Raw genomic sequence first — 22,836 nt, 5'->3', positions numbered from 1 at the left:
CCCGGGCTGGAAAGCGGGATCAGGTCTTTGAGTCGGTTTCGGTGGTGCTTAGCGCGGTGCAGCTCCCTATGACGCGGTCGCGACCCTTTTCCTTGGCCTCGTACAGCGCCTCGTCCGCCGTGGCGAGCAACTGTTGGATGGTGTCGCCGTCGGACGGGAAGACCGAGATCCCGGCCGAGATGGTGATGTGCCCCAGGTGCTGTCTTCCCATGACCAGCTGCAGCTCCTTGACCGAACTCCTGATGCGGTTGCAGATCTCAAGGGCGGTGTCGCAGTCCGCCTCGGGAAGTATCAGGGTGAACTCCTCGCCTCCGAAGCGGCAGGCGATGTCGCTGTCGCGGACGTTTTTCTGCAGCACCTGGCCAACTTCCTTCAGCACATGGTCGCCCGCCTCGTGTCCGAAGGTGTCGTTGAAATTCTTGAAATGGTCCACGTCCAGCATGACCACGCTGAGCGGCTGCCTGGTCCTGGTCGCGCGGCTGATCTCCCGCAGCAGCGACTCTTCCATGTGGCGCCTGTTCAACAGGCCTGTCAGAGGGTCGCGGATGGAAAGCTCGCGCAACTGTTCACGCAGTTGCAGGCTCCGGACCGCCAACGCCACCTGTTCCGCGAACGCCCCGGCTTTCAGCCGTTTTCTCTCCAGGAACTCCTCGTCCGTTCCCTGCGGTAGCCCAAGGTCCAGAGAGAGCGTCCCCAACGTCTCGTGGTGCGCGGCCAGCGGGATGCACAGGTGCGCCCTCGAGCCACCCACCTCGACATGCTGACACTGGACGTCAGACGCAGCCGCGCTCAGGTGGGTCTGGCCGAGCCTCATGGCCCAGCACTGGTCAGGGTTGAACGGCTTGCGGTCCGCCCCCCCCCAGGTCGCCGCGTCGGTCATCAGCGTCCTTGACGGGTTGAGCAAGTAGATCCCGCCGGGGTCCTTGGGGAAGAACTTCTCCCCGTAGCAGGAGAGGATGCCGCGCGCCTCCTCGAAATCGGCGCACGATTGCAGCAGTTGCGTCATGCTGCTCAGGTCGGAGATGTCCCTGTTGGCAGCTTGCAGGTGTCCGGCGGCGATGATGTGGCTGCGTGATTCGTGGCGCGCGATGTAGTAACTGAGGCTCAGCAGGATGATGGCGATCAGGATACCGGAGAGGACCACCACGGTCAGGATCAGGAGGGTGGTGCGTTCGCGGGCGCGCCGCTCGCTCAGCAGGGTCTTCTCGTGGCTCTTGATCTCGTCGATCCCGGTCCGGACCGCGGTCATGAGGGACGTTCCCTCTTCGGTCAGTTGGGCCTGCTCGGGGCCGCGGAACCCCATTCTGTCGTAGTGGGAAATGGAGAGCTTGAAGACGGCGATCTTGCGCTGCATCAGTTCGTCAAGTCTGGCAAGCCGCCGTTGCTGGCTCTGGTTGTCGACGGTCAGTTCCTTTACTTCCCTCAGATTCTCCTGCGCGCTCTGGGCGAAAATCTCGCAGCGCGATTTCTGTTGCACGTTTCCGGTGAGAATATAACCGCGCCTGCTGCTTTCGGCCTGAAGCATGGAATTGTTCAGGTTGTCGACGGCCATGATGACGTCGTAGGTATGCTGAGTCAGCACGTTGGTCTTGGCCAGTTCGGTCCTGATGAAATATGACAGAAAGAGCATCACAGTCAGCAGCAGCAATGCGGCCGAGAACGTGATGTCGATGGTTCTGAGACGTTTGTGAGAGTGGTTGAGGTAACTCACCTTGTGCCTCGTGCCGAGTCAAATTGGGAACATCATGATTATATGCTATGGCGGGAGAATGGGAAGAAGGGATGCTGAAAGGGATGACATGGTGTTGTCGACGAGCTAGGAGCCGGTCCGCAACAGCGCGAGGAGTTCCTCCACACTAACCTTGCCGGAGAGATCGCTTTCATCGAGCAGGCTGTCCGCGAGCCCGCGCTTTTGCTGGTGCAGGGCGACGATCTTCTCCTCGATGGTCCCCTTGGCGACCAGACGGTAGATGGTCACGGGGCGCTGCTGTCCGATGCGGTGGGCCCGGTCCGACGCCTGGTCCTCGACTGCGGGGTTCCACCAGGGATCCATGTGGATCACGTAGTCGGCGGCGGTAAGGTTGAGCCCCACGCCGCCGGCCTTCAGGCTGATCAGGAAGAGGTCCCCCGCGCCGGACTGGAAGGCGTCCACCCGTACTTTACGCTCCGGTGCCGGGGTGCTGCCGTCCAGGTACTGGTAGGGGATGCCGGCGCGATCGAGGTAGTTGCGGATGATCTCCAGGTGCCCCACGAACTGGCTGAAGACCAGCGCCTTGTGGCGGTTCTCCCTCAACTCGTCGACGATCCCGGCGAAGGCGGCCAGCTTCGAGCTCGGTATCGCGCTGTCCGGGAGCACCAGGCGCGGGTTGCAGCAGGCGCGGCGCAGCCTCATGATCTCGGCCAGGATCTTCAGGTGCAGTTCGCCTTTGCCTTCCACCTTGTCGACGCCGGCCAGGTTGTCCAGGGCGCTCTTCCTGATCGCCTCGTAGAGCGCGGCCTCCTCCATCCCGAGCTCCACCGGTATGGTGATTTCGGTTCTCGGGGGAAGCTCCTCGAGCACCTGGTTCTTGGTACGCCGCAGGATGAAAGGCTGGATCAGCCTCTTCAGGCGCTGGCGCGCCTTCTTGTCCTCGCTTTTCTCGATGGGGGCGGCGTACCTCACGTTGAACTGTTTGAGCGAGCCGAGCAGCCCCGGGTTGATGAAGCGGAACACGTTCCAGAGTTCCCCCAGGTGGTTCTCGATGGGCGTTCCCGTCGCCACCATCTTGAACCTCCCCTGGAGCTTCATGGCGGCCTGGCTCCTCTTGGTGGCCATGTTCTTGATGGCCTGTGCCTCGTCCAGGACGACGGCCTGCCAAGGCACCGCCTCCAAAAGCTCGGCGTCCTGCTGCAGCAGTCCGTAGCTGCAGATGACCAGGTCCAGCGGCTGCAACCCCTGCAGCAGTTCGGATCGCTTGGGCCCGCCGTAGACGATGCAGTTCAGCGTGGGGGCGAAACGCGCCGCCTCGCTGTCCCAGTTCAGGCAGACCGAGGTGGGCGCGACCACCAAGGATGGGCCTTGCGGCGCCATGCTGAGGATCTGGGCCAGCGCCTGGACCGTCTTTCCCAGCCCCATGTCGTCGGCGAGGCAGGCGCCCACGCCCCAGTAGGCAAGGCGGTTGAGCCAGTTGAAGCCCTCCACCTGGTAGCCGCGCAGTTCCGCCTGCAAGGTGGCCGGCAACTGCGGCCGAAACGATTCCGTCTCGCGTATCCGTTGCACCTGGTCACGCCAGTAGCGGTCGGCTTGGAATTCGCCCGCCGCTGCGGTGAAATCCTCGAACAGGGACGAGGCGAGGGGATGGAAGCGGAAGGCGGCGCCGCTTGGGTCCGCGCAGGCGGTCAAGTCGTCCAGATAGCGTCGCAGTTGCGAGGAGAGGGCGAGGAATTCGCCGTCGCCCAGTTCCACGAAACGTCCCTGCGCGTTGCGGGCGAGATCCACCAACTGGCGCAGATCGAGCGCCAGCCCCTCGTTGATCTTCACCTCTCCCTCGATCTCGAAATAGTCCTTGGCCTGTCTCACGGAAAGCTTGCACTGTCCGGGGGTAACCGTCTGTTTTATCTTGAAGCGCGCCCCCTGCGGCCAGGAGACCCGGATCGTCTCCCCAAGCGACTGCAACTGCAGCAAGAGCTCCAGCGCGCTCTCGGTCCCGGGGACCAGCCACTCTCCCTCGTTCTCGTCGCTCTCCGCCAGCGCGGTCAACGGTGAGAGGGCAGCAGCGGCGCGCTCCTCCTCGAGCTTCAGGTCCCGCTTGCACTGCAGCCGTTTCCCGTCGACCTCGGCGAGGACGGTCTCGCCACCGGTGCCGGGGCGGAAGTAGGGGCCGGCATCGGAGAAGGGGCGCACCAGGATCTGCAGCCGTAACCCTGCCTGGTAGGGAAGCAGGTGGAAGTGCGGGGTGGCATCGCCGCTTACCTGCCCGGTCGATTCGATGCCGACGTCCGAGTGGACGGTGAGAACCGATGCCAGGGAGTTGATCGCCGCCAGTGCCTGGTCCTTGGCCCGTACCGGCACCCTGAGACCGGCGCCGATGATGGCCGCGATCTTCTTGTACTCGTTTTTGGCCTGGTAAACCTTGATGCGGGTCGGCGTCTCTTTCTGGAGGTAGAGCTTTTGATCCTGCTGGAAAGGGGGGAAGAGCTGCAGTTGCAGGAACTCCCCCTGGGTGGTGAGTTGCAGTTCCGGTTCGCCATGCACCAGCTCCAGGCGCACCGACGCGGCGGCATCCAGGTAAACGTGCGGGTGACCGATCATGAGCGGCACCGCCTGGTCCTGGTCCAGCTGGTAGCTTTCGCGGCCGTAGTAGCCGGTGCCGCGCTCCTTCTTGATGCAGCCGCAGATGAGCAGGTCCTGCGGGGTGAGATAATCGAGGCTCTCGGTCTCTTCCACCAGCCGCTTGAGCGACACGTTGCGTCCGGCGCTCCACTTGCCGCTGGGCCCCTGCTTCTGTTCCCTGGGGGTGATCTGGAAGAAGCCGCGCAGCTCTTCGAAATGCCAGATCAGGCGCGACTGCGGCCCTTCCGCGTCGACGGCGTCGTCGGCGTTCAGGCGCAAGAGGGCGGAGATCGCACTTTGCCAGGACTCGACCGGGGCGAGGGAGTCACAAAGAGGAATCCGTGCCGCTGCAGTCGAGGGCGCCGCGCCAGGGGAGGGTTCCGCCGCGCCGGCCTGCTCGATCTCGCGGGCGAGCCAGAGCTGGCCGGCATCCTTCAGCCGCTGCACCAGGGCGCCCAGCTTGCGCGCCTCCGCCGGGCGTTTGTCGCTGGCGCACCAGTACAGCGCCATCAGCCGGAACAGGGCGTGCAGCGGACTTTGCGGGGAGCGCTGCAGCGACGCCTCCTGTAACTCCTTGCTGCTGCGTCCGCCTTGCCGTTCCGCGATCACGCCGTGCAGGACGTGGTACACCTCCTGGTCGGGCCACTCCCGCTTGGCGACGATGAAGCCGCACAGTTCCGCCGCTTCTTCGAGGTGTTTGGGGTGCTCGGTGGCGAGGAGGGCCAGGATGAAAAAGGGGCCGGTGCCGTCGTCCAGGTACGCTTTTCTTTTCCCGGTTTCCTTGCGCAGGGCGGTCAGGGCGGCGCGGAACAGCTCCACGGAGCGGTCGTAGAGGCCACGCTGCAGCGCACAGCAGGCCAGTACGGCGATCTGGGTCGAACTGCAGCGCTCGGCCGCGGCGGCCTCGGCGTCGTCAGCGCGGTCCCGCCATAACAGTTCCAGGCAATAGAGGTCAAGCAGGAACAGCGGGGCATCGGGGCGAGCCGCCAGGTCCGCCAGCACCTGGAAAGGTTCCTGCGCGGGGGTGAGCGCCCCCCGGGCCGAGAGCAGGTGCGCCGCCAGGGCGGCCGCCTGCAAGGCCATGGGAAGGGAGCGGAACCAGGTCTCGTCGAAGGGGTGGAAGCAGGCCGCGTCGAGGGGGTGGCAGCGCTGGGCCTCGTAGGGGAACTGGCGCAGGTAGCGCTCCGCCGCTTCCAGGGCGGCGCGGGCGTCCTTGCGGTAGACGCCGATGCGCACGTCGCGCATGGCGTGGGCCGACAGCCGGTAGAAGTTGCTCCCCCAGTTGGAGACCATGGGGATCTCGGCGAGGACGGTGTGGACCAACGTTTCGAAGCGGCCGGCACATATGGCCTGCAGCGTGGCGGCGTGCGCCACCTCGGGGGAGCAGGAGATTCCTTCGCCGCTGTGACGGATCAGGTTCTGGTTCTTCAGCTCCTCTAGCATCTCGGCGAGGACCAGGCCGGTGTAGCTTCGTCCGGGAGGTGCGGGAAGCCCGGTCTTTTTGATGATGTTGAGCAGTACGTGCTTGGAGAGAGGCGCGTGGATGACCGAGAGAAGCTGGACCAGCGCCGACTGTTCAGGGGTGCAGCGGGCCAGGAGGTCACGCGGCTGGGGGTGTGGTGTTCTGGGGTGAGTCACCTATGGACCTCTGCGTGCCGGTTGGAAATGCGCTCCCTCCCGATGGGAGAGGGAGCGCGAAGGGAGGGGAGGGGGGTGCCGTATGGCACCATCTCGCCTGGTGCGGCGCCCTCACCCCCGGCCCCTCTCCCGGCGGGCGAGGGGAGCAGACAGGGCGGGGGACGTGGTTCCCCCGGCTAGTCCCGGTAGCGTTTGACCAGATCGCCGTAAGCGTCGATGCGGCGGTCGCGCAAAAACGGCCAGATGCGGCGCACATCCTCGCTGCGGCGCATGTCGAGATCGACCACCAGGAGTTCCTCCTCCTCGCCGGCGCGAACCAGGAATTCACCCTGCGGGCCGGCCGCGAAGCTGGAGCCCCAGAACTTGATGCCGGCGCCGGCGCCGCTCGGATCGGCCTCGAAGCCGACGCGGTTAACGCTGACCACCGGGATGCCGTTGGCGACGGCATGGGCGCGCTGCACGGTGACCCAGGCGTCCAGTTGGCGCTGCTGCTCGGCCGCCTCGTCCCGCGGGTCCCAGCCGATGGCGGTCGGGTAGATGAGGAGGTCGGCGCCGGCAAGCGCCATCAGGCGCGCCGCTTCCGGATACCACTGGTCCCAGCAGACCAGGACGCCCAGCTTGCCGACCGAGGTCTGGACCGGCTCGAAACCGAGGTCGCCGGGAGTGAAGTAGAACTTCTCGTAGAACGCCGGGTCATCGGGGATGTGCATCTTGCGGTACTTTCCGGCGATGCTGCCGTCTTTCTCCAGCACGACCGCCGTGTTGTGGTACAGCCCCGGCGCGCGGCGCTCGAACAGCGACGTCACGATGACGATGCCGAGTTCGCGGGCGACGGCGCCGAACTGTTCGGTGGAGGGGCCGGGGATGGTCTCGGCGACGTCGAAGCAGGCGGTGTCCTCGGTCTGGCAGAAGTAGCTGCCGGTGTGCAGCTCCTGGAGCACCACGAGCCGCGCTCCCCGCGCGGCGGCCTCGCGGATCCTGTCGATGGTGGCGGCCACCATCTGGTCGCGCCCAGCCTTCAGGGCCTGCTGTACGAGGGCTACTTTCAGTTGGTTCATGTTCTTCTCTCCGTCCTTAATTACCGGTGCTGCTGTCGAGGGGGGCGAATGATTATTCGCCCCTACAGTTGTCCTGTGGGGAGGCGGGTGCAACATTGGCGCTCGTAGGGGGGATAATATTCGCCCTGCTTCCCCTCTACCTGAGTGCGACACCGACCTGTAGGGGCGAATAATCATTCGCCCGGTTTTTCTCCTGCGCAGGCAGGCTGGCAGCGCAATGGGTGCGACCGGCCGCGCTCCTACCTGAGCGTCCCCTTGGGGAGCTGCATGGTCACGCAGTGCAGCGAGCCGTGCTGCAGGATGAGCGGAAGACAGTCGATTCCGATGATCTCGTATCCCGGGAACGCCTCGCCTACCGCGACCAGCGCGGCGGCGTCGTTCTTGTCCTGGTAGGTCGGCACCAGCACGGCGCCGTTGATAACCAGGAAGTTGGCGTAGGTGGCCGGAAGCCTCTGCCCCTCCTCGTCGTACACCGCGCTCGGCCAGGGGAGGGGGATGGCGCGGTACGGCCGGCCGCCCCGGGTGCGGAAGGCGAGGATCTCCTCCTCCATGGCCTTCAGGGCCGGGTAATGCTCGTCCTCCGGGTCATCGCAGCGCACGTAGGCGATGGTGTCGTCGGGGCAGATGCGCGCCAGGGTGTCGACGTGGGAATCGGTGTCGTCGCCGGCCAGGTACCCGTTGGAGAGCCACAGAAACCGGTCGCTGCCGAACAGGCCGTGCAGCTCCTCCTCGAGCTCCTCGCGGGTCAGGTGCGGGTTGCGGTTGTCGTTCATCAGGCACTCCTCGGTGGTGAGGATGGTCCCTTTGCCGTCGCTCTCGATGCTCCCACCCTCGAGGATCAGCCCGACGGTGTCGAGCGGGGCGTTCCATACGCCCTGTCCCTGCAGCGTCTTGTTGATGCGGTTGTCGAGGTCGGAGGGGAACTTGAGGCCCCAGCCGTTGAAGCCGAAGTTGAGCAGCCTCGCGGCGCCCTCCTCCAGCACGGTGATGGGGCCGAAGTCCCTGGCCCAGGTGTCGTTGGTTTCAACCGGGAGGATCCTGACCTGTTCCAGGTCGGCTCCCGCCGCCTGCAGCTCCTCGCGGACCTGGTCGGGATCGTCGGCGGCTATCACGACTCTCTCGAACTGGCTGATGGTGCTTGCGATGGCGGCGAAGACGGGCCGGACCTGGTCCAGGTAGGGGAGCCAGTCGCTGGCTTCGTGCGGCCATGCCATCAGCACGCCGTCCTGGAGTTCCCACTCCGCCGGTAATCTCCTATTCTGAGTCACGTGATCTCCTGCTTTCGGCCGCGCCGCGGCCGGGGTATTGGCGAACGAAAAAAGTAACATAGCGCGCGAAGCCAATCAAGTTAAATGGTTTGAAAGAAAAGGGGGATTGCTTCCTCGAACGGTTCCTGTATGATGCACGCCAGTCAAGCAACAAGCCAGGTACAGGAGCCGAAGCATGTCATACCCCGAGACCGTCAACCTCCCGTTCAACGGTGAGATCATCAGGACCAGGTTCACCCAGATGAAGCCCGACGCCGCGTCCGCGGACGGCCCGGGATACTGGGTGCTGCTGCAGGGGGACACGCTCCTGTTGCGGGAAGGGGATCTGCACCGCGGCGAGCTTCCCGAACCGCTCTCGGATGACGGTCGGGCCTTGCGTTTCGGCGCGTGGGACGGCGCTCCGGTGCGGGTTTTCACCCTCGCCAGGGATGAGGCCGTGCCGCAGGGGCTGCAGGCCGTCTCCTGGACCGAGCTCCCCGACCAGTTGGCGACCCTGTACGGGGTCGCCCGGCAGATCCTCCACTGGGAGAAGTTGAGCCGGCACTGCTCGCGCTGCGGCAGCGGCGACATGACCCGCATCGCCCCCACCTGGGGCAAGCGCTGCGGCGGCTGCGGCCACGAGCATTATCCCCATATCCATCCCTGCGTGATAGTGCTGATCAGGCGCGGAGAGGAATTCCTGCTGGCCCGCAAGCCGGAGTGGGCGGAGGGGCGCTACAGCCTTGTCGCCGGTTTCGTCGATTTCGGCGAGTCACTCGAGGAGTGCGTGGCGCGCGAGGTGTTCGAGGAGACCGGGCTGAAGGTGAGCGACGTCCGCTACGTGGGGAGCCAGAACTGGCCCTTTCCCAGCCAGCTCATGGCCGGGTTCGTGGCGCGCTACGAGTCGGGCGAGATCGCCGTCGAGGAGGACGAACTCGAGGACGCCCGGTGGTTCACCAGGGAGCGCATGCCTCCGGCGCTTCCCCCAAAACGGAGCATCGCCCGCTGGATCATCGACAACTTCGCCCTGGGTGACTCCCTCGGGTGAAAAAAATAATTAAAGTCCCGGGATCTGTGTCCGATATTGTTAATTAACACCCCGGAACACACTCCTGGGTCTCCTTTTTAGGGGGACGGATTCGAGACCGTCCCCCATTTTTTTTGTCCCGCGCCGCTCCTTCTTCGCATCGCTCCCCGCTCCCATAACCCCCCTCAGCCCATACGAATCGTCGTCCTCGTACCGGTCCCGGCGCCGGCTCGCGCGGCTCCTTGTTGATTCCTGCACATGGCGTGGTTGTATTTGGCATCTCTTTCTGCTAACTTGAACGATCCGTTACTGTTCACCCTGCCGGGAGAAGACGACTTGATCGACATCATGGGCATCCCCCTGCTGCGGCACCTCTTCCAGATGCCTGCGGCGGGTATCTACGCGCTCGCGGACAAGGTGCACCTCTTCAACGGCTTCGAGCTGTGCAAGAGGAAACCTGTCTGCGGGGTGAGCTGGCAAAAGGACGGCAACGTCCTCGAGGTCGAGCTCCGCGATGCGGATGTCTCCTGCCGTGTCTCTCTCTCCCTGGCACAGGGCGAATTCTCCAGCGCCTGCGACTGCGGCGCCTGGAGCCCCCACGGCCGTTGCCCCCACCTGGTCGCCGCCCTCGCCACCCTGAAAAAAGCCCTCGCTCCCGCGTCCTTTCCGATGTTGCAACTCCCCCACGATTACCTGCAGGGGATTCGCGCCACCCTCGCCGCCGCGCCGGTGCAGTGCGCCCCGGACGAGGAGGGGGCGCCGGTGACCGAGAGCGGCTATGCCCTGGTGCTGGACCGGCAGCAGGGGACGCTGCGCATGCGCCTCATGCTGGACCAGGTCCCTGTCGCCCTGTACGACGTGGCGCTTCCCGCCTCGATCCGCGAGTTCCTGCGGTTGCTCAACTCTTCGGCGCTGCGCGGCCGCTGTATCGAGGAATTCCTCTCCCGTTTCCGTGGCAGGTTCCCCATCGTGTACCTCGCCCCGAACGCCCCGCTGCCGCTGTACTTCGACCCGTCGCTGCAGCGCACGGTGTTGCTGCACCTCGACCTGCACCAGGATGAGGTCACGGCCAGGCTCTCGCTGGAGGATGGCGCCACCTTCGAGGGAGAGGAATCTTTCATCCACCAGGGGTACTATTTCGACCTCGCGCGCGGCGTCATCCAGAAGGTCGACGATACAGCCTCCCTCCTCCACGCGGCTCTCGCCCAGCGGCTGGCACAGCAGGGGGTGGTCCCGTCTGCGGATGATGACGGCACGCTCCGGTTCCCCGCCTCCGGCTTCAACGCCGTTCACTTCGATCTCGGCGGCGGCAGTGATGAAGAGCTCACCCGCCGGGTGGTCGTTTCCCGGTCCGGCGCACCGGTTCTCCCCGCGCCGGTGGAGCCGCGCTACCGGCTGAACATCGTTGACCTTTCCGACCCCTCGTCGCTTGCCGCGGAGGGGGTCGCCGGGGGAATCATCTTCCCCCTTTCCCCCACGGCCTTCCGTTTCTTCAACGCCGCCGGACGCGCGTCATTCCCGCAGCCGCTCAAGGCGAAGAAACGGGTGGCGGCCATCATAAGGGCCTGTTTCGCGGCGCTGGGAGCCGCCACCCTGGGCGATCGGGACCGGGTGGTGCGCCAGGCGCTGGAAGGGGCCGAGTTCTACAAACGCGGGGTGAAATCCGAGGCGCGCGCGGTGATCACGGAATTCACCCAGGAGGTGTCGCGGCCGACCACGATGCTGCAGCTCTCGGAAGAGGGGGAATGGCTTTCGGTGGCCGTCGCCGTCGAGCGCCAGGGGAGACTGCTGGAGCTTCTGGCGGGGCACCTGGGCTTCGACGTATTCTGGCAGGCCGGGGAGGCGGGGGGCTTTTCTGTTGAACGAAAGACCCTGATGCGCCAGCTCTCGGAACTGAAGAGCGCCCTCGCCGCCGAAGGTTTCGCCCTGGCCCTGGCCGGGGAAGACCTGCAGACCGCCTCCTGGACCTTCACGCTGGACGCCACCCGCTCCAGCATCGACTGGTTCGAGCTGCGCCCCGAGATCCGCGCCGACGGTGAACTGGTGGACGAGGCGGCACTGCTGGACGCTTTGCAGGGGGGTGGCGTCTTCCGCAGGGGGAATTCCCTGTTCGTGCTCGATCCGGTGACCTGCAATACCCTGGCGCTCTTCGCCCCCCACGCCAAGCGCGAGGTGGTGCGGGTGCCCCGCCTGCAGATCCTTGACTGGATCACACTCAGAAGAAACGGGGTACGGGTGCTCCTTTCCCTGGAGGACGAGCGGATCTTCGAGAGCCTGACCCGGTTCGAGAGCATCCCGCGGCGCTCGCCTCCGGCGGAGCTGAAGGCCACCCTGCGCAACTACCAGCTCGAGGGTTACAGCTGGCTCGCCTTTTTGTACGAGCATCGCTTCGGCGCCTGTCTCGCCGACGACATGGGGCTTGGCAAGACCATCCAGGCCATTGCGCTCCTCGCCGGACTGAAGGAGGGGGGGATCGCCGCGCAGCTCCCGGCCGACGTGCCGCACCTGGTGGTGGTCCCACCGACGCTGATCTTCAACTGGGAGAGCGAGCTGGCCCGTTTCTATCCCGCGCTCAAGGTCGGCGTCTACCGCGGCCAGGGACGCCGCGCCGAGTTCTCCGGCTTCGACATCGTCCTCACGAGCTACGGCGTCATCCAGCGCGATGTCGAGATCCTGAGCAAGATCCCCTTTCACGTCATCGTCTTCGACGAGGCCCAGGCGGTGAAGAACATCCACGCGGAGACGACGGGCGCGGTGCGCAGGCTCAAGGGGAGGTTCAAGGTCACCCTGACCGGCACCCCGGTGGAAAACCACCTGGGGGAGTACTTCTCCGTCATGGACCTGGCCCTTCCCGGCCTTCTGGGGTCCTACGAGCAGTTCCGCAGACAGATGGGGCGCGAGGGTGGGGAGTTCCTGGAGACGCTGATCAGGCGCACGCATCCGTTCATCCTCAGGCGCTCCAAGGACATGATTGCGGCCGAGCTCCCCCCCAAGGTGGAAACCGACATCTACCTGGAGATGAGCCCCAGGCAGAAGGCGCTCTACGCCCGTACCGTGACCGAGGTCCGGGAGACGGTGGCGCGGGCGTACAGCTCCAACTCCGCGGGACAGGCGCGCATCATAGCCCTTACCGCCATCCTCAAGCTGCGCCAGATCTGCCTCTGCTCCCGGCTCATCCTCCCCGACGCCGCCGACCGCTCTCCCAAGGTGGAGTTCCTGGTCGACCAGCTGCATGAACTCTTCGCTGAAGGTCACAGCGTGCTGGTGTTCTCGCAGTTCACCTCGTTTCTGGACATCGTGCAGCAGGGGCTTTCCCAGCGCGGCATCGTCTCCTCGCGCCTGGACGGCTCCACCCCGGTTGCCCGCAGAAAGGAGCTGGTTCAGAACTTCCAGGAGTCTACCGAGCCTGGGGTGTTCCTTTTGAGCCTGAAGGCTGGGGGGAAGGGGCTCAACCTCACCCGCGCCTCCTACGTCTTCCATCTCGATCCCTGGTGGAACCCGGCGGTGGAGAGCCAGGCGTCGGACCGCGCCCACAGGATCGGGCAGAAGCGGCAGGTCACCATCACCAGGCTACTGATGCGGCACTCGATCGAGGAGAAGATGATGGAGCTGAAAAAGCGCAAGCTGAAGCTGTACCGCGCGCTCCTGGATGACGCGGAAAACGAAGGCGCGGTGGCGATCGGGCGGGAGGACTTCGAGTACCTGCTGGGGGGTTAGGCCTGGGGCTGGGTGAAATACCTGCAGAAGGAGAGGGTGTTTCTGCCGTTTTTGGAGCTGTAGCTGACCTCGTCCATGAGGGTTTCGATGATGAAGAGCCCCATGCCGTTTTCGGGGATGGAGCCGATCACCTCGGGGTCGAATTCGAGGCTTCTCGGGGCGAACTCCTCGATCGCCTTCCCCTCGTCGGAAACCTCGAAGGATATCCGGTCGTGGTGCAGGGTGATGGCGGTATCGACGCGGTACCCCTCCTGGCGCCGGTAGGCGTGGGTGATGGCGTTGTTGAGAGCCTCCACCACGCAGACTTCCATCTCGCCGTAGGCTTCCTCCTTGAGCGGCGAGCAGGCGCAGACGCCGCGCACCGCGTGCCCGACCAGGGCCACGTCGCAGAGCCTGCTTTCGATGCTGAGATAGAGGGTCTTCCTTGGTTGAGTGATCACGCTGTCCCGCTTTCGCCGGTCGCCCGGCTGTCGCCGCCGCTTCGATGCCCCTCGCCGGGCACTGGTTTCGTCCCCCTCCGGGGCGTCTCGTCTACTCCTGGCTGTGGGCTTCCGGCTCCGTCCATGCCACCCAAGACTGCGCCACGGAGAGCTGCTTGAGAAACTCGGCGGCGAAGAGGAACTCCCCTTCCGGCGCCGGGACGTTGATGCTCTCCTCGCCGCGCTGGATGGAGAGGGCGTACCCTTTCTTGCCGTTACGCTGGTAGCTCTCCACGTTGAGTCTGGTCACGGTTTCCCCTTGCGGCGACTCGAAGCGGTGGGTGAAGGTCGCTTTCCCCGCCGTCCCCTGCAACTCGGCGATCTTCCGGGATACCTCGAAGGCCTCGCACGGTTCCGCCACGAAGCGGATGTGGGACTGGCCGGTGGCGAGCCGGAAGAAGCGGAAGGCGACGCGCCCCTCTTCGGGTTTGCCGTTTTGCTTCTTCTCGCTGGGAGCTATTTCGACGCCGGTCTGCTTGGCGAAGATGGTGAGTTTGGGTGTTCTCATTGGTCCCCCGGGGCAGCGCCTATAACTTTAGCGTCCTTCCCAAGGATGTCAACGACCTACAAGAGTACGGGCACCCGGTGGCTTAGGCGCACCTCGCTTCTGGTCACGCTCGCCTGGTAGGCGAGGAGCTCCACCCCCGCCCGCGCCGCCTCCCTCAACGTCGATCCGTAGGCGGGATCGATGGCGTCGGCGGGGGATAGTGCGTCCCCGTCGCCACGCTGCACCACAAACAGGTTCACGGCGCGGTGTCCCTGGCGCACCATCTCCATTAGTTCCCGCAGGTGCTTCTGCCCCCGCGCGCTCACCGCGTCGGGGAAGAGGGCGCAACGCTCCCGCACCAGGGTGACGTTCTTGGTTTCCACGTAGCAAAGGCCCCGCTCCCCGGACAGCAGCAGGTCGATCCTGCTCCCGGTGCCGTAGGGGACCTCCATCCTGATCGTGTCGTAGCCGGAGAGCTCGGAGATGGTCCCGTCGAGGATCGCCTCCCGGGCCAGGAGGTTCGGGAGCATGGTGTTGATCCCCACCCAGACGCCGTCGGCCTGCACCAGCTCCCAGCTGTGCGGGTACTTCCTCCCGGGATTGGCGCTGACCGAGAGCAGGACGCGGTTGCCGGGGAGGGCGCACCCCATCATGCTCCCGGTGTTGGGGGTGTGCGCGGTGACCACGGTGCCGTCGTCGAGTTCGACGTCGGCGAGAAAGCGCTGATAGCGCCGGATCAGGGTTCCCTGGTAGAGCGGCTGCGGGAGTTTCATGCTGGGTCCTTTGCGGTTGAGGTGCTGCACTTCGGCGTTACAGCCGGGCGCCAGACTTTACCCGCAACTGGCGGTCGCTGTCCAGTTAGAATTGGTTGCGGCGCGGCACCCGCCGGCGGAGAAAAGTATTGATCTGGTTAGCCATTCTGCTACACTCAAGTGCCGGGTCGCCGGCCGTTTGACCGACAGGAGGGACGTTAATGGCGAAAGGGGCGCAGCAGAACCGGGACCATCTGGCCGCGGTGCAGCTCTTGGGTAAGACGATCAGCAAAAGGGCGGGGTTTCGCTGCGAGTGGTGCGAAGGGGACCAGGAGCTCCGCCTCTGGGAGTACCAGCCCGACCAGGAGCCCAGCGAGGATAACCTCGCGCTTTTGTGCGGCTCCTGCCGCGAGCTGGTCGGGGTGAAGAACCCGGACCCCAGGCGGCTCCGCTCGCTCAGAAACGCACTCTGGAGCCAGATCCCGGCGGTTGCCGAAGGGGCGGCCGTGGTCCTCTCCCGCTGCAAGGAGTCCTGGGTCAGGGAGGCCATCGAGGAGAGCTTCATCGACGAGGGGGTGAAGGCGCGGTTGCTGTAGGCGCGCCCGGCCCGGCAGGCTCCCTGCGCAGGGGATAATCTGTTTGACGCAAGGCACGCCGGTGTGATAGTAAAGACCTTTTGTTATTGTGATTTTTCTGCTTTGGAAGGGGTGTTATGTCGCAAGGGATAAAGAAGGGAATACTGCTGGCCGGCGGCGCCGGGAGCAGGCTCTACCCGCTGACCATGGTGGCGAGCAAGCAGTTGCAGCCGGTGTACGACAAGCCGATGATCTACTACCCGCTGGCGACCCTGATGATGGCCGGTATCTCGGACATCCTCATCATCTCCACCCCGCAGGACACACCCCGCTTCCAGGCGCTTTTGGGGGACGGCTCGCGCTGGGGCATCCGGCTGAGCTACGCGGTGCAACCCGAGCCCAGGGGGATCGCCCAGGCCTTTCTCATCGGCGAGGAGTTCATCAACGGCGACCCGGTCTGCCTGATCCTTGGGGACAACATCTTTTACGGCAAGATGGAGCTGGACCGGCTGGTCGCGCAGTTTAGCACCGGCGCCAAGATCTTCGGCTACTACGTGCAGGACCCCGAGCGTTACGGCGTCGTCGATTTCGACAAGGACGGCCGGGTGCTCGACATCGTCGAGAAGCCGACCTCCCCGAAGTCGAACTACGCGGTTCCCGGTCTCTACCTCTACGATTCGCGCGTGGTGGAGATCGCCAAGGCGCTCAAGCCGTCGCCCCGCGGGGAGCTTGAGATCACCGACATCAACAAGGAGTACCTGGGGCGCGGCGAGCTGACGGTCGAGCGCCTGGGGCGCGGCATCGCCTGGCTCGACACCGGCACCCACCAAAGCCTCCTGGAGGCCTCCCACTTCATCGGGACGCTGGAGGCGAGGCAGGGGCTGAAGATCGCCTGTCTCGAGGAGATCGCCCTGCGCATGGGATACCTGGACTGCAAGGCGATGGCCAGGGTCATAGACGAAACACCGAAATCATCGTACCGCGACTATCTGCTGCGGGTTTACAACGAGACCGAACTTTGCGGCGGAGGTACCCACTAGATGAGCGCAGTTCAGCAGTTCACCAAGGGGCGCATCCACGACGTAACCAGCAGGCCGCTCAGGAAGTTCCTCGACGAGAGGGGATGGCTCACCGAGCTGTTCCGCTCCGACGAGCTGGAGCCGGAGATCATGCCGGTCATGTCCTACATCTCCATGACCCAGCCGGGCGTCGCCCGCGGCCCGCACGAGCACGTCGAACAGACGGACTACTTCTGCTTCCTGGGGCCCTCCAACTTCAAGGTCTACCTCTGGGACACCCGCCCCGGCTCTCCGAGCTTCGGGGTGAAGCAGGTGTTCTACGCGGGGGCGGACGCCCCGGCCATGGTGGTGGTCGCCCCCGGGGTCGTGCATGCGTACCGCAACATAGGGAACGAGAACGGCATCGTGTTCAACGCCCCCAACCGGCTCTACGCCGGTCAAGGCAAGAGCGAGACGGTCGACGAGATTCGCCACGAGGAGCTGACGGATTCCCCCTTCCAGCTGGACTGAAGCCGGCTGTCCGCAGCCCGCGATTGACTGAAATCGACATTTTCCGATAGGGGGCACCGTGCCCCCTAAACCATTTTTGAGGCCGATGAAAAACTTTCTGATTCGCTACCGGCGCTTCCTGATGACCGCCCTGATCCTGCTGGCGGCCTTCCTGACCTACGCCATGAACCTCAGGAACAAGGAGCACGCCAACCCCGTGGAGCGCACGGTGATGAGCATCACCGCGCCCGTTGCGGGTTCCGCGGCCAGCGCGAGCGGCTTTTTCGGGGACATCTGGAACAACTACATCGACCTGATCGACGTGCGGCGCGAGAACATCGAACTGAGAAAGAGCGTGAAGCGCCTCAACGCGCGCATCATCGCCGACAACGAGGCGGTCGCCGCCAACATGCGGCTCAAGCAGCTCCTCGACCTGAAGGAGAGCGTCGCCATCCCCTCGCTGGCCGTTTCAGTCATCGGCGAGGACAGCTCGGCCTGGTTCAAGACCCTCGTGGTCGATCGCGGCAGCGCCGACGGCCTCCTCGAGGGGATGCCGGTCGTGGCCACGGGTGGGGTGGTCGGACGCCTGGTGAAGGTGGCGCCGCATTCGTCCCGGGTGCTCCTCTTGACCGACCACGCCAGCGCCATCGCCGCCATCGTGCAGCGCTCCCGCGCCCGCGGGGTGGTGCGCGGCGCCGGGGGGGGGCGCTGCTCCCTGGAATTCACCGTGAAGGACGAGGACGTCAAGGTCGGCGACACCGTGATCAGCTCCGGCATCGGCGGGGTCTTCCCCAAGGGGCTTCCCATCGGTGAGGTCACCATGGTGAAAAAGGGTGAGTACGGCGTGTTCCAGACCATCGAGGTGCGCCCGCTGGTCAACATCGGGAAGCTGGAAGAGGCGCTGGTGCTGGTCAGGCAGCGCGATGAGTAGAGTCATTCAACACGGGTCCGTCCAGTGATCGCCTTTCTTAAAATAGCGGCTGTGCTCCTCGCCGCGCTTGTCCTGCAGATGACGCTGCTCCCCAGGTATCTTCTGGATCCCTTCCAGCCCAACCTGATCATCATCCTGGTGGTCTACCTGGGGCTCAAGCTGCCGCACCGGTTCGCCGGGGTGACCGTATTCGCCCTGGGGCTTCTGCAGGACAGCTTCAGCGGCATTTACCTCGGGCTGCACGCCTTCTCCTATCTCTGCATCTACACCCTGTTGTCCGAACTCGCCGACAGGCTTTACACCGACAACCGCGCCCTGTTCGTACTGGTCGTCTTTATCGCCACCATCATGAGTGCACTTTTGAACCTTTTGCTGCTACTGGTCTTCTCGGTGGGCAACGGCCTCTACGCCTCGCTTTTGCCCGCGCTCTTGCCGCAGGCGCTGATCAACGCGCTGATCGCCTCGCTGGTTTTCGGGATGAGGCTCCCGGTCGAGGAGGCGCGATGAAGACGCTCAACAACATCCTTCCCGACGACGACGGGGGCGGCCGCCGCATCATCGGGCTGTCGCTGGGCGCCTGCGCCGTCTTCTTCCTGCTCCTGGCGAGGCTTTGGTACCTGCAGGTGATCAGCGCCGAGGACCTCATCGACCAGTCCGAGAACAACCGGCTCCGCTTCGTCCCGGTGGCGGCGCCGCGCGGCGCCATCCTGGACCGCAACGGCAAGGTGCTCGTCTCCAACACCCCCTCCTTTTCGGTCGCGGTCATCCCGCAGGACGTCAAGAACAAGGAGCAGCTGATCGACAACCTGTCCCGCTACCTGAACCTGGACCGCAAGGAGATCGAGACCAAGTGGAACAAGGGGCAGGGGAGGGCCAAGTACTACCCGCTGGTGGTCGCCTCCGGGATCTCCCGCGACCAGATGGAATTTCTCGAGGAGAACCGTCTCGCCCTGTCGGGGGTCAACATCGAGATGAAGCCGGTCCGGGCCTACGCCAACGGCTCCCTCGCGTCGCACCTGCTCGGCTACCTGGGAGAGGTCTCCGAGGACGAGCTCGGCTCGGAACGCTACCGCGACTACAACGCGGGCGACTACGTGGGCAAAAGCGGGATCGAGCGGAGCTGGGAGTCCTACCTGCACGGCACCGACGGCGGCCGCCAGATCGAGGTGGACGCCCGGGGGCGCTTCCTGCGCACCGTCGCAGAGACCGGTTCCAGCGTCGGCAACACCGTGATGCTGACCATCGACCTGGAGATGCAGAAGGCCGCCGAGCAGGCGCTGGGAGACCAGGCGGGCGCCGCCGTGGCCATGGATGTCAACACAGGCGAGATCCTCGCCTTCGTCTCCAGCCCCGACTTCGACCCCGCCCTCTTCACCGGCCGGATGCCGCCCGATATCTGGAAGAAGTACCTCGACGACGAGCGCCATCCGCTGGAGAACAAGGCGCTGAAGGGGATGTACCCGCCGGGTTCCACCTTCAAGATCATCACCGCCATCGCCGGACTCGAGGAAGGGCTGATCGACGAACACACCACGATCCAGTGCTCCGGTTCCTACAAGTTCGGTAACTCCACTTTCCGCTGCTGGGATCACAAAGGGCACGGCACGGTCGATCTCAAGAAGTCACTTCGGGAGTCCTGCGACGTCTACTACTACAAGCTCGCCGAGCGCCTCGGTGTCGACCGGATCGCCAAGTATGCCAAACGCTTCGGCCTGGGAGCGCCGCTCGGCATAGGCCTCGAGAACGAGAAGGGAGGGGTCATCCCCACCCAGGAGTGGAAGCTCAAACGCTTCGGCAAGAAGTGGTACGCCGGCGAGACGCTCCCCGTCGGCATAGGGCAGGGGTACGTGCTCACCACGCCGGTGCAGCTTGCCTCCATGATCGCCACCGTGGCCAACGAGGGGACCATCTACCGCCCCCACCTGGTGAGGCGGGTGGTGGACTCCGACGGCAAGGTGCTGCAGGACTTCGCCCCGCAGACGTTGGGGAAGACCGGCCTGAAACCCGCGACCTACCGCTTCGTCAAGGAAGGGCTCCTGGCCGTCGTCAACGAGGCGCACGGCACCGGCGGCAGTTCGCGGCTGTGGGAGGTCAAGGTGGCAGGCAAAACCGGTTCGTCCCAGGTCGTCAAGCTGCGCGACAGCAAGGGAGGTGTGCCGTACCGCTTCCGGGACCACGCGCTGTTCGTGGCCTTCGCCCCCTACGAAAAACCCGAGATTGCCATCGCGGTGATCGTCGAGCACGGCGAGCACGGCGGTTCCGCCGCGGCGCCGGTATCCGCAAAGATTCTGCGTGCCTACTTCGAAGGGAAGGGCGTCATCAAAAAGCCGGTTCCCAAGGCCGTCCCCAAGGAAGAGGAGGGGGGCGAAGGGGTGGCCGAGCCCGACACTCCGCCGGCGCAGCCGCAGCAATGACCCGACGCGACGCGGCCGCCCCCGGCGCCGCGAGTACGTGAGATAACGAGGAAGAGATGTTCGATAGACGGCTATTCACCAACTTCGACTGGACCCTATTGGGAGTGGTGCTCCTCATCACCGCCTTCGGGGTCATCAACATATACAGCGCATCGTCCTCCTACCGGGACGTCGGCACCCCGTACTACCTGAAACAGCTCTACTGGATCGTGGCGGGACTCGGGCTGTGCCTTACCGTCTGCAGCCTCGACTACCATATGCTGGAGGACTTCGCCTACTGGCTCTACGGCGGCGTGCTGATCCTGCTGGTGCTGGTCCTTGTCGCCGGCAAGACCAGCATGGGGGCCACCCGCTGGATCAACCTGGGCTTCTTCAACATGCAGCCCTCCGAGCCGATGAAGATCGTCATCATCATGACCTTCGCCCGCTTCTTCAGCCGTTACCCGGTCTTCAAGGGGCTCACCCTGAAGGAGCTTTTGCAGCCGCTGCTCCTTCTGGGGATACCCGCCGTGCTGATCATGAAACAGCCCGACCTCGGCACCGCCATACTGGTGTCGCTGATCGCCGGGAGCATGCTCCTGTTCGTCGGGGTGCGCTGGACCGCCCTCGCCACCATCTTCGCCGCCGCCGTCCCCACCGTGGTGGTCGCCTGGCAGTTCCTGCTCCACGATTACCAGAAAAAGCGCATCTACAACTTCCTGAACCCCGACCTGGACCCGCTGGGGAGCGGCTATCACATCATCCAGAGCAAGATCGCGGTCGGCTCCGGCGCCACCTTCGGCAAGGGGTTCATGCAGGGGACCCAGTCCCAGCTCCGCTTCCTCCCGGAGCAGCACACCGACTTCGCCTTCTCCGTCTTCGCCGAGGAATGGGGCTTTCTGGGGTGTCTGCTCATGCTCACCCTCTACCTGTTCCTGATCCTCTGGGGACTCGGGATCGCCAAGCGCTGCAACGACCGTTTCGGCTCGCTGCTCGCCGTCGGGGTCACCGCCATGCTCTTCTGGCACATCGCCATCAACATGGGGATGGTGATCGGCCTGATGCCGGTGGTGGGGGTGCCGCTTCCCTTCTTCTCCTACGGGGGGACCTCCATGGTCACCTCCATGGTCGGGATTGGCATCCTGCTCAACATCAGCATGCGCCGCTTCATGTTCTGACCGCCACCCGGTCCTTCCCTCTTTAGGAGCGCACGACATGCAGATCGCCCTCGTCGAGCCGTATTGCACCGGGTCGCACGCCGCCTGGGCCACCGAGTACGCCGCCCACTCCAGACACCAGGTGGAACTCTTCACCCTGGCGGGCCGCAACTGGAAATGGCGCATGCACGGCGGCGCGGTGACCCTCGCCACCCGCTTCCTGGCCGCGGGGAAGAGCCCCGACCTCATCCTCGCCACGGACATGCTCGACCTGACCACCTTCCTCGCGCTGACCAGGCCGCTCAGTGACCGCTGCCGCAGCGCCATCTACTTCCACGAGAACCAGCTCACCTATCCCTGGTCCCCGGGCGATCCAGATCCCGGGGAACAGCGCGACCTCCACTACGCCTTCATCAACTACGTGAGCGCTCTGGCCGCCGACGCCGTGCTCTTCAACTCGCGCTACCACATGGATTCCTTCCTCGGCGAGCTTCCCGCGTTTCTGAAGCGTTTTCCTGACGCCGTCGACGTCTCCACGGTGGAGCTGATCGCCGCCAAGAGCCGCGTGCTCCCGCTGGGACTGGACCTCCGGAAACTCGAGCCAGCACGGCCGGCCGAACCGGCCGGGAACGACGTACCGCTGCTCCTTTGGAACCATCGCTGGGAATACGACAAGGCGCCGGACGCTTTTTTCGAGGCGCTGTACCGGCTTGCCGATGAGGGGGTGGAGTTCCGGGTGGCGGTGCTTGGGGAATCCTTCGGCCGGGTCCCCCCCGTGTTCAAACAGGCCCGGGAACGGCTCGGCGCGCGCGTGGTGGAGTGGGGGTACCAGAAGAGCTTCGCCGAGTACGCGAAGTGGCTGTGGCGCGCGGATATCCTGCCGGTGACCTCGCGGCAGGAGTTTTTCGGCGCCAGCGTGGTGCAGGCGCTCTACTGCGGCTGCCAGGCGCTGTTGCCGGACCGGCTCGCCTACCCGGAGCATGTGCCGCAGGGGGCTTCCGAGGCGGTGCTGTACCGGGACGATGAGTCGCTTGTGGACCGGTTGAGAAATCTGCTGCTGGGGAACGGTCAGGGGCGGGGGGTGCTGGACGGACACGTAGCGCGCTACGACTGGGAGCGGCTGGCGCCGGTCTACGATGACTTCTTTTCAGGTCTGGTCGGGAGCGGGGAAGGATGCGTGCCTGAGGTTTCTTTCGGCTAGCGGGGGCGAAAGCTGCGGAGGGGGGGCGCCGGAGGCGCCCCCGTTCCCGTTTAGGCGGCCTGTTTGTTCACGGTGATGATCTGGGAGGCTTTCTCCAGCCAGACGGTACCGCAGGAGGTGCATTCCAGAAGGTCCTTGGCGTAGCCGTCGGAATGCATGTCGATCTCGATTCCTACTTTGTTGTCACAGTGCGGGCATTTCATGTTTTGTTTTCTCCCCAGGCGGTATTTTGATTTTGACAATATATAGAACGTATCCAGTTGGTCAAGTGCTATTTTTTCGAAAAAGTCACCTAAAACAGTAGTTTAGCTTTTGTGCCACGGTTCATTCCTGAGCCTCGATTTTAAAACATTT

General features: G+C 64.7%; 18 protein-coding genes. 10 read left to right on the top strand and 8 right to left on the bottom strand.

The window, feature by feature from the left end:
* Window positions 1-19: 19 nt before the first annotated feature.
* From KP001_RS06790 to KP001_RS06775, 4 genes are all read right to left on the bottom strand, one after another.
* Window positions 20-1,711: a diguanylate cyclase gene (locus tag KP001_RS06790; RefSeq protein ID WP_217288776.1), complete on the bottom strand. Its 1,692-nt coding sequence runs from the start codon at window positions 1,709-1,711 to the stop codon at window positions 20-22.
* 105 nt (window positions 1,712-1,816) lie between these two features.
* A complete protein-coding gene (locus KP001_RS06785; protein WP_217288775.1) occupies window positions 1,817-5,950 on the bottom strand; it encodes an SNF2-related protein in 4,134 nt (1,377 codons plus the stop codon).
* Window positions 5,951-6,126: 176 nt separating this feature from the next.
* Window positions 6,127-7,008 carry a carbon-nitrogen hydrolase gene (locus KP001_RS06780; protein WP_275423358.1) on the bottom strand — a complete coding sequence of 294 codons (882 nt, stop codon included), beginning with the start codon at window positions 7,006-7,008 and terminating at the stop codon, window positions 6,127-6,129.
* 239 nt (window positions 7,009-7,247) lie between these two features.
* Window positions 7,248-8,276, bottom strand: a complete 1,029-nt coding sequence (locus KP001_RS06775) for an agmatine deiminase family protein (RefSeq protein WP_224962244.1) — start codon at window positions 8,274-8,276, stop codon at window positions 7,248-7,250.
* A gap of 175 nt (window positions 8,277-8,451) precedes the next feature.
* On the opposite strand from KP001_RS06775, the gene nudC reads away from it, so the two are divergent.
* A complete protein-coding gene (gene nudC / locus KP001_RS06770; RefSeq protein ID WP_217288773.1) occupies window positions 8,452-9,303 on the top strand; it encodes an NAD(+) diphosphatase in 852 nt (283 codons plus the stop codon).
* 315 nt (window positions 9,304-9,618) lie between these two features.
* Window positions 9,619-12,999, top strand: coding sequence for a DEAD/DEAH box helicase (locus tag KP001_RS06765; protein ID WP_239027921.1), 3,381 nt, complete (start codon window positions 9,619-9,621; stop codon window positions 12,997-12,999).
* On the opposite strand, the gene KP001_RS06760 is transcribed toward KP001_RS06765, so the two are convergent.
* From KP001_RS06760 to sfsA, 3 genes are all read right to left on the bottom strand, one after another.
* Window positions 12,996-13,439 (bottom strand): ATP-binding protein, encoded by a 444-nt coding sequence (locus tag KP001_RS06760; RefSeq protein WP_217288772.1) that lies wholly within the window; start codon window positions 13,437-13,439, stop codon window positions 12,996-12,998. The two genes, KP001_RS06765 and KP001_RS06760, sit on opposite strands and share 4 nt — an antisense overlap.
* A gap of 91 nt (window positions 13,440-13,530) precedes the next feature.
* Complete coding sequence (locus KP001_RS06755; protein ID WP_217288771.1) at window positions 13,531-13,986, bottom strand: hypothetical protein; 456 nt, start codon at window positions 13,984-13,986, stop codon at window positions 13,531-13,533.
* A gap of 56 nt (window positions 13,987-14,042) precedes the next feature.
* Window positions 14,043-14,738 (bottom strand): DNA/RNA nuclease SfsA, encoded by a 696-nt coding sequence (gene sfsA, locus KP001_RS06750; protein WP_217288770.1) that lies wholly within the window; start codon window positions 14,736-14,738, stop codon window positions 14,043-14,045.
* A gap of 200 nt (window positions 14,739-14,938) precedes the next feature.
* On the opposite strand from sfsA, the gene KP001_RS06745 reads away from it, so the two are divergent.
* The 8 genes from KP001_RS06745 to KP001_RS06710 all read left to right on the top strand — a co-directional run bounded on the left by KP001_RS06745 (window position 14,939) and on the right by KP001_RS06710 (window position 22,482).
* Window positions 14,939-15,313: a hypothetical protein gene (locus KP001_RS06745; protein ID WP_217288769.1), complete on the top strand. Its 375-nt coding sequence runs from the start codon at window positions 14,939-14,941 to the stop codon at window positions 15,311-15,313.
* A gap of 116 nt (window positions 15,314-15,429) precedes the next feature.
* Window positions 15,430-16,332 (top strand): glucose-1-phosphate thymidylyltransferase RfbA, encoded by a 903-nt coding sequence (rfbA, locus tag KP001_RS06740; protein ID WP_217288768.1) that lies wholly within the window; start codon window positions 15,430-15,432, stop codon window positions 16,330-16,332.
* Entirely contained in the window at window positions 16,333-16,821 is a 489-nt protein-coding gene (locus tag KP001_RS06735; RefSeq protein WP_217288767.1) for a dTDP-4-dehydrorhamnose 3,5-epimerase family protein, read from the top strand. It abuts the gene before it with no gap.
* An 85-nt stretch (window positions 16,822-16,906) separates the two neighbouring features.
* On the top strand, window positions 16,907-17,731 hold the full coding sequence (mreC, locus tag KP001_RS06730) for a rod shape-determining protein MreC (RefSeq protein WP_217288766.1): 825 nt from the start codon (window positions 16,907-16,909) through the stop codon (window positions 17,729-17,731).
* A gap of 24 nt (window positions 17,732-17,755) precedes the next feature.
* Window positions 17,756-18,238: a rod shape-determining protein MreD gene (gene mreD / locus KP001_RS06725; protein ID WP_217288765.1), complete on the top strand. Its 483-nt coding sequence runs from the start codon at window positions 17,756-17,758 to the stop codon at window positions 18,236-18,238.
* A complete protein-coding gene (gene mrdA / locus KP001_RS06720) occupies window positions 18,235-20,145 on the top strand; it encodes a penicillin-binding protein 2 (protein WP_217288764.1) in 1,911 nt (636 codons plus the stop codon). The genes mreD and mrdA overlap by 4 nt, the downstream gene beginning before the upstream one ends.
* A gap of 56 nt (window positions 20,146-20,201) precedes the next feature.
* Entirely contained in the window at window positions 20,202-21,302 is a 1,101-nt protein-coding gene (rodA, locus tag KP001_RS06715; RefSeq protein ID WP_217288763.1) for a rod shape-determining protein RodA, read from the top strand.
* 37 nt (window positions 21,303-21,339) lie between these two features.
* Complete coding sequence (locus tag KP001_RS06710; protein WP_217288762.1) at window positions 21,340-22,482, top strand: tRNA-queuosine alpha-mannosyltransferase domain-containing protein; 1,143 nt, start codon at window positions 21,340-21,342, stop codon at window positions 22,480-22,482.
* 50 nt (window positions 22,483-22,532) lie between these two features.
* Here the strand turns inward: KP001_RS06710 and KP001_RS06705 are convergent, their stop codons facing one another.
* Complete coding sequence (locus tag KP001_RS06705) at window positions 22,533-22,685, bottom strand: TFIIB-type zinc ribbon-containing protein (protein WP_199389622.1); 153 nt, start codon at window positions 22,683-22,685, stop codon at window positions 22,533-22,535.
* Between the last annotated feature and the right edge of the window lie 151 nt (window positions 22,686-22,836).

The organism is Geomonas subterranea (genome assembly GCF_019063845.1).
Lineage (GTDB): Bacteria > Desulfobacterota > Desulfuromonadia > Geobacterales > Geobacteraceae > Geomonas > Geomonas subterranea.
The sequence above is the reverse complement of the archived record's forward strand: the minus strand, read 5'-3'. Positions and strand labels throughout refer to the sequence as shown.

What these genes read in the sequence shown, in the direction of transcription:
- rodA (WP_217288763.1), top strand. Translation starts at nt 20,202, where the DNA reads ATGTTCGATAGACGGCTATTCACCAACTTCGACTGGACCCTATTGGGA.
- KP001_RS06755 (WP_217288771.1), bottom strand. Translation starts at nt 13,986, where the DNA reads ATGAGAACACCCAAACTCACCATCTTCGCCAAGCAGACCGGCGTCGAA.
- KP001_RS06710 (WP_217288762.1), top strand. Translation starts at nt 21,340, where the DNA reads ATGCAGATCGCCCTCGTCGAGCCGTATTGCACCGGGTCGCACGCCGCC.
- rfbA (WP_217288768.1), top strand. Translation starts at nt 15,430, where the DNA reads ATGTCGCAAGGGATAAAGAAGGGAATACTGCTGGCCGGCGGCGCCGGG.
- KP001_RS06745 (WP_217288769.1), top strand. Translation starts at nt 14,939, where the DNA reads ATGGCGAAAGGGGCGCAGCAGAACCGGGACCATCTGGCCGCGGTGCAG.
- KP001_RS06735 (WP_217288767.1), top strand. Translation starts at nt 16,333, where the DNA reads ATGAGCGCAGTTCAGCAGTTCACCAAGGGGCGCATCCACGACGTAACC.
- KP001_RS06780 (WP_275423358.1), bottom strand. Translation starts at nt 7,008, where the DNA reads ATGAACCAACTGAAAGTAGCCCTCGTACAGCAGGCCCTGAAGGCTGGG.
- mrdA (WP_217288764.1), top strand. Translation starts at nt 18,235, where the DNA reads ATGAAGACGCTCAACAACATCCTTCCCGACGACGACGGGGGCGGCCGC.
- sfsA (WP_217288770.1), bottom strand. Translation starts at nt 14,738, where the DNA reads ATGAAACTCCCGCAGCCGCTCTACCAGGGAACCCTGATCCGGCGCTAT.
- KP001_RS06705 (WP_199389622.1), bottom strand. Translation starts at nt 22,685, where the DNA reads ATGAAATGCCCGCACTGTGACAACAAAGTAGGAATCGAGATCGACATG.
- nudC (WP_217288773.1), top strand. Translation starts at nt 8,452, where the DNA reads ATGTCATACCCCGAGACCGTCAACCTCCCGTTCAACGGTGAGATCATC.
- mreC (WP_217288766.1), top strand. Translation starts at nt 16,907, where the DNA reads ATGAAAAACTTTCTGATTCGCTACCGGCGCTTCCTGATGACCGCCCTG.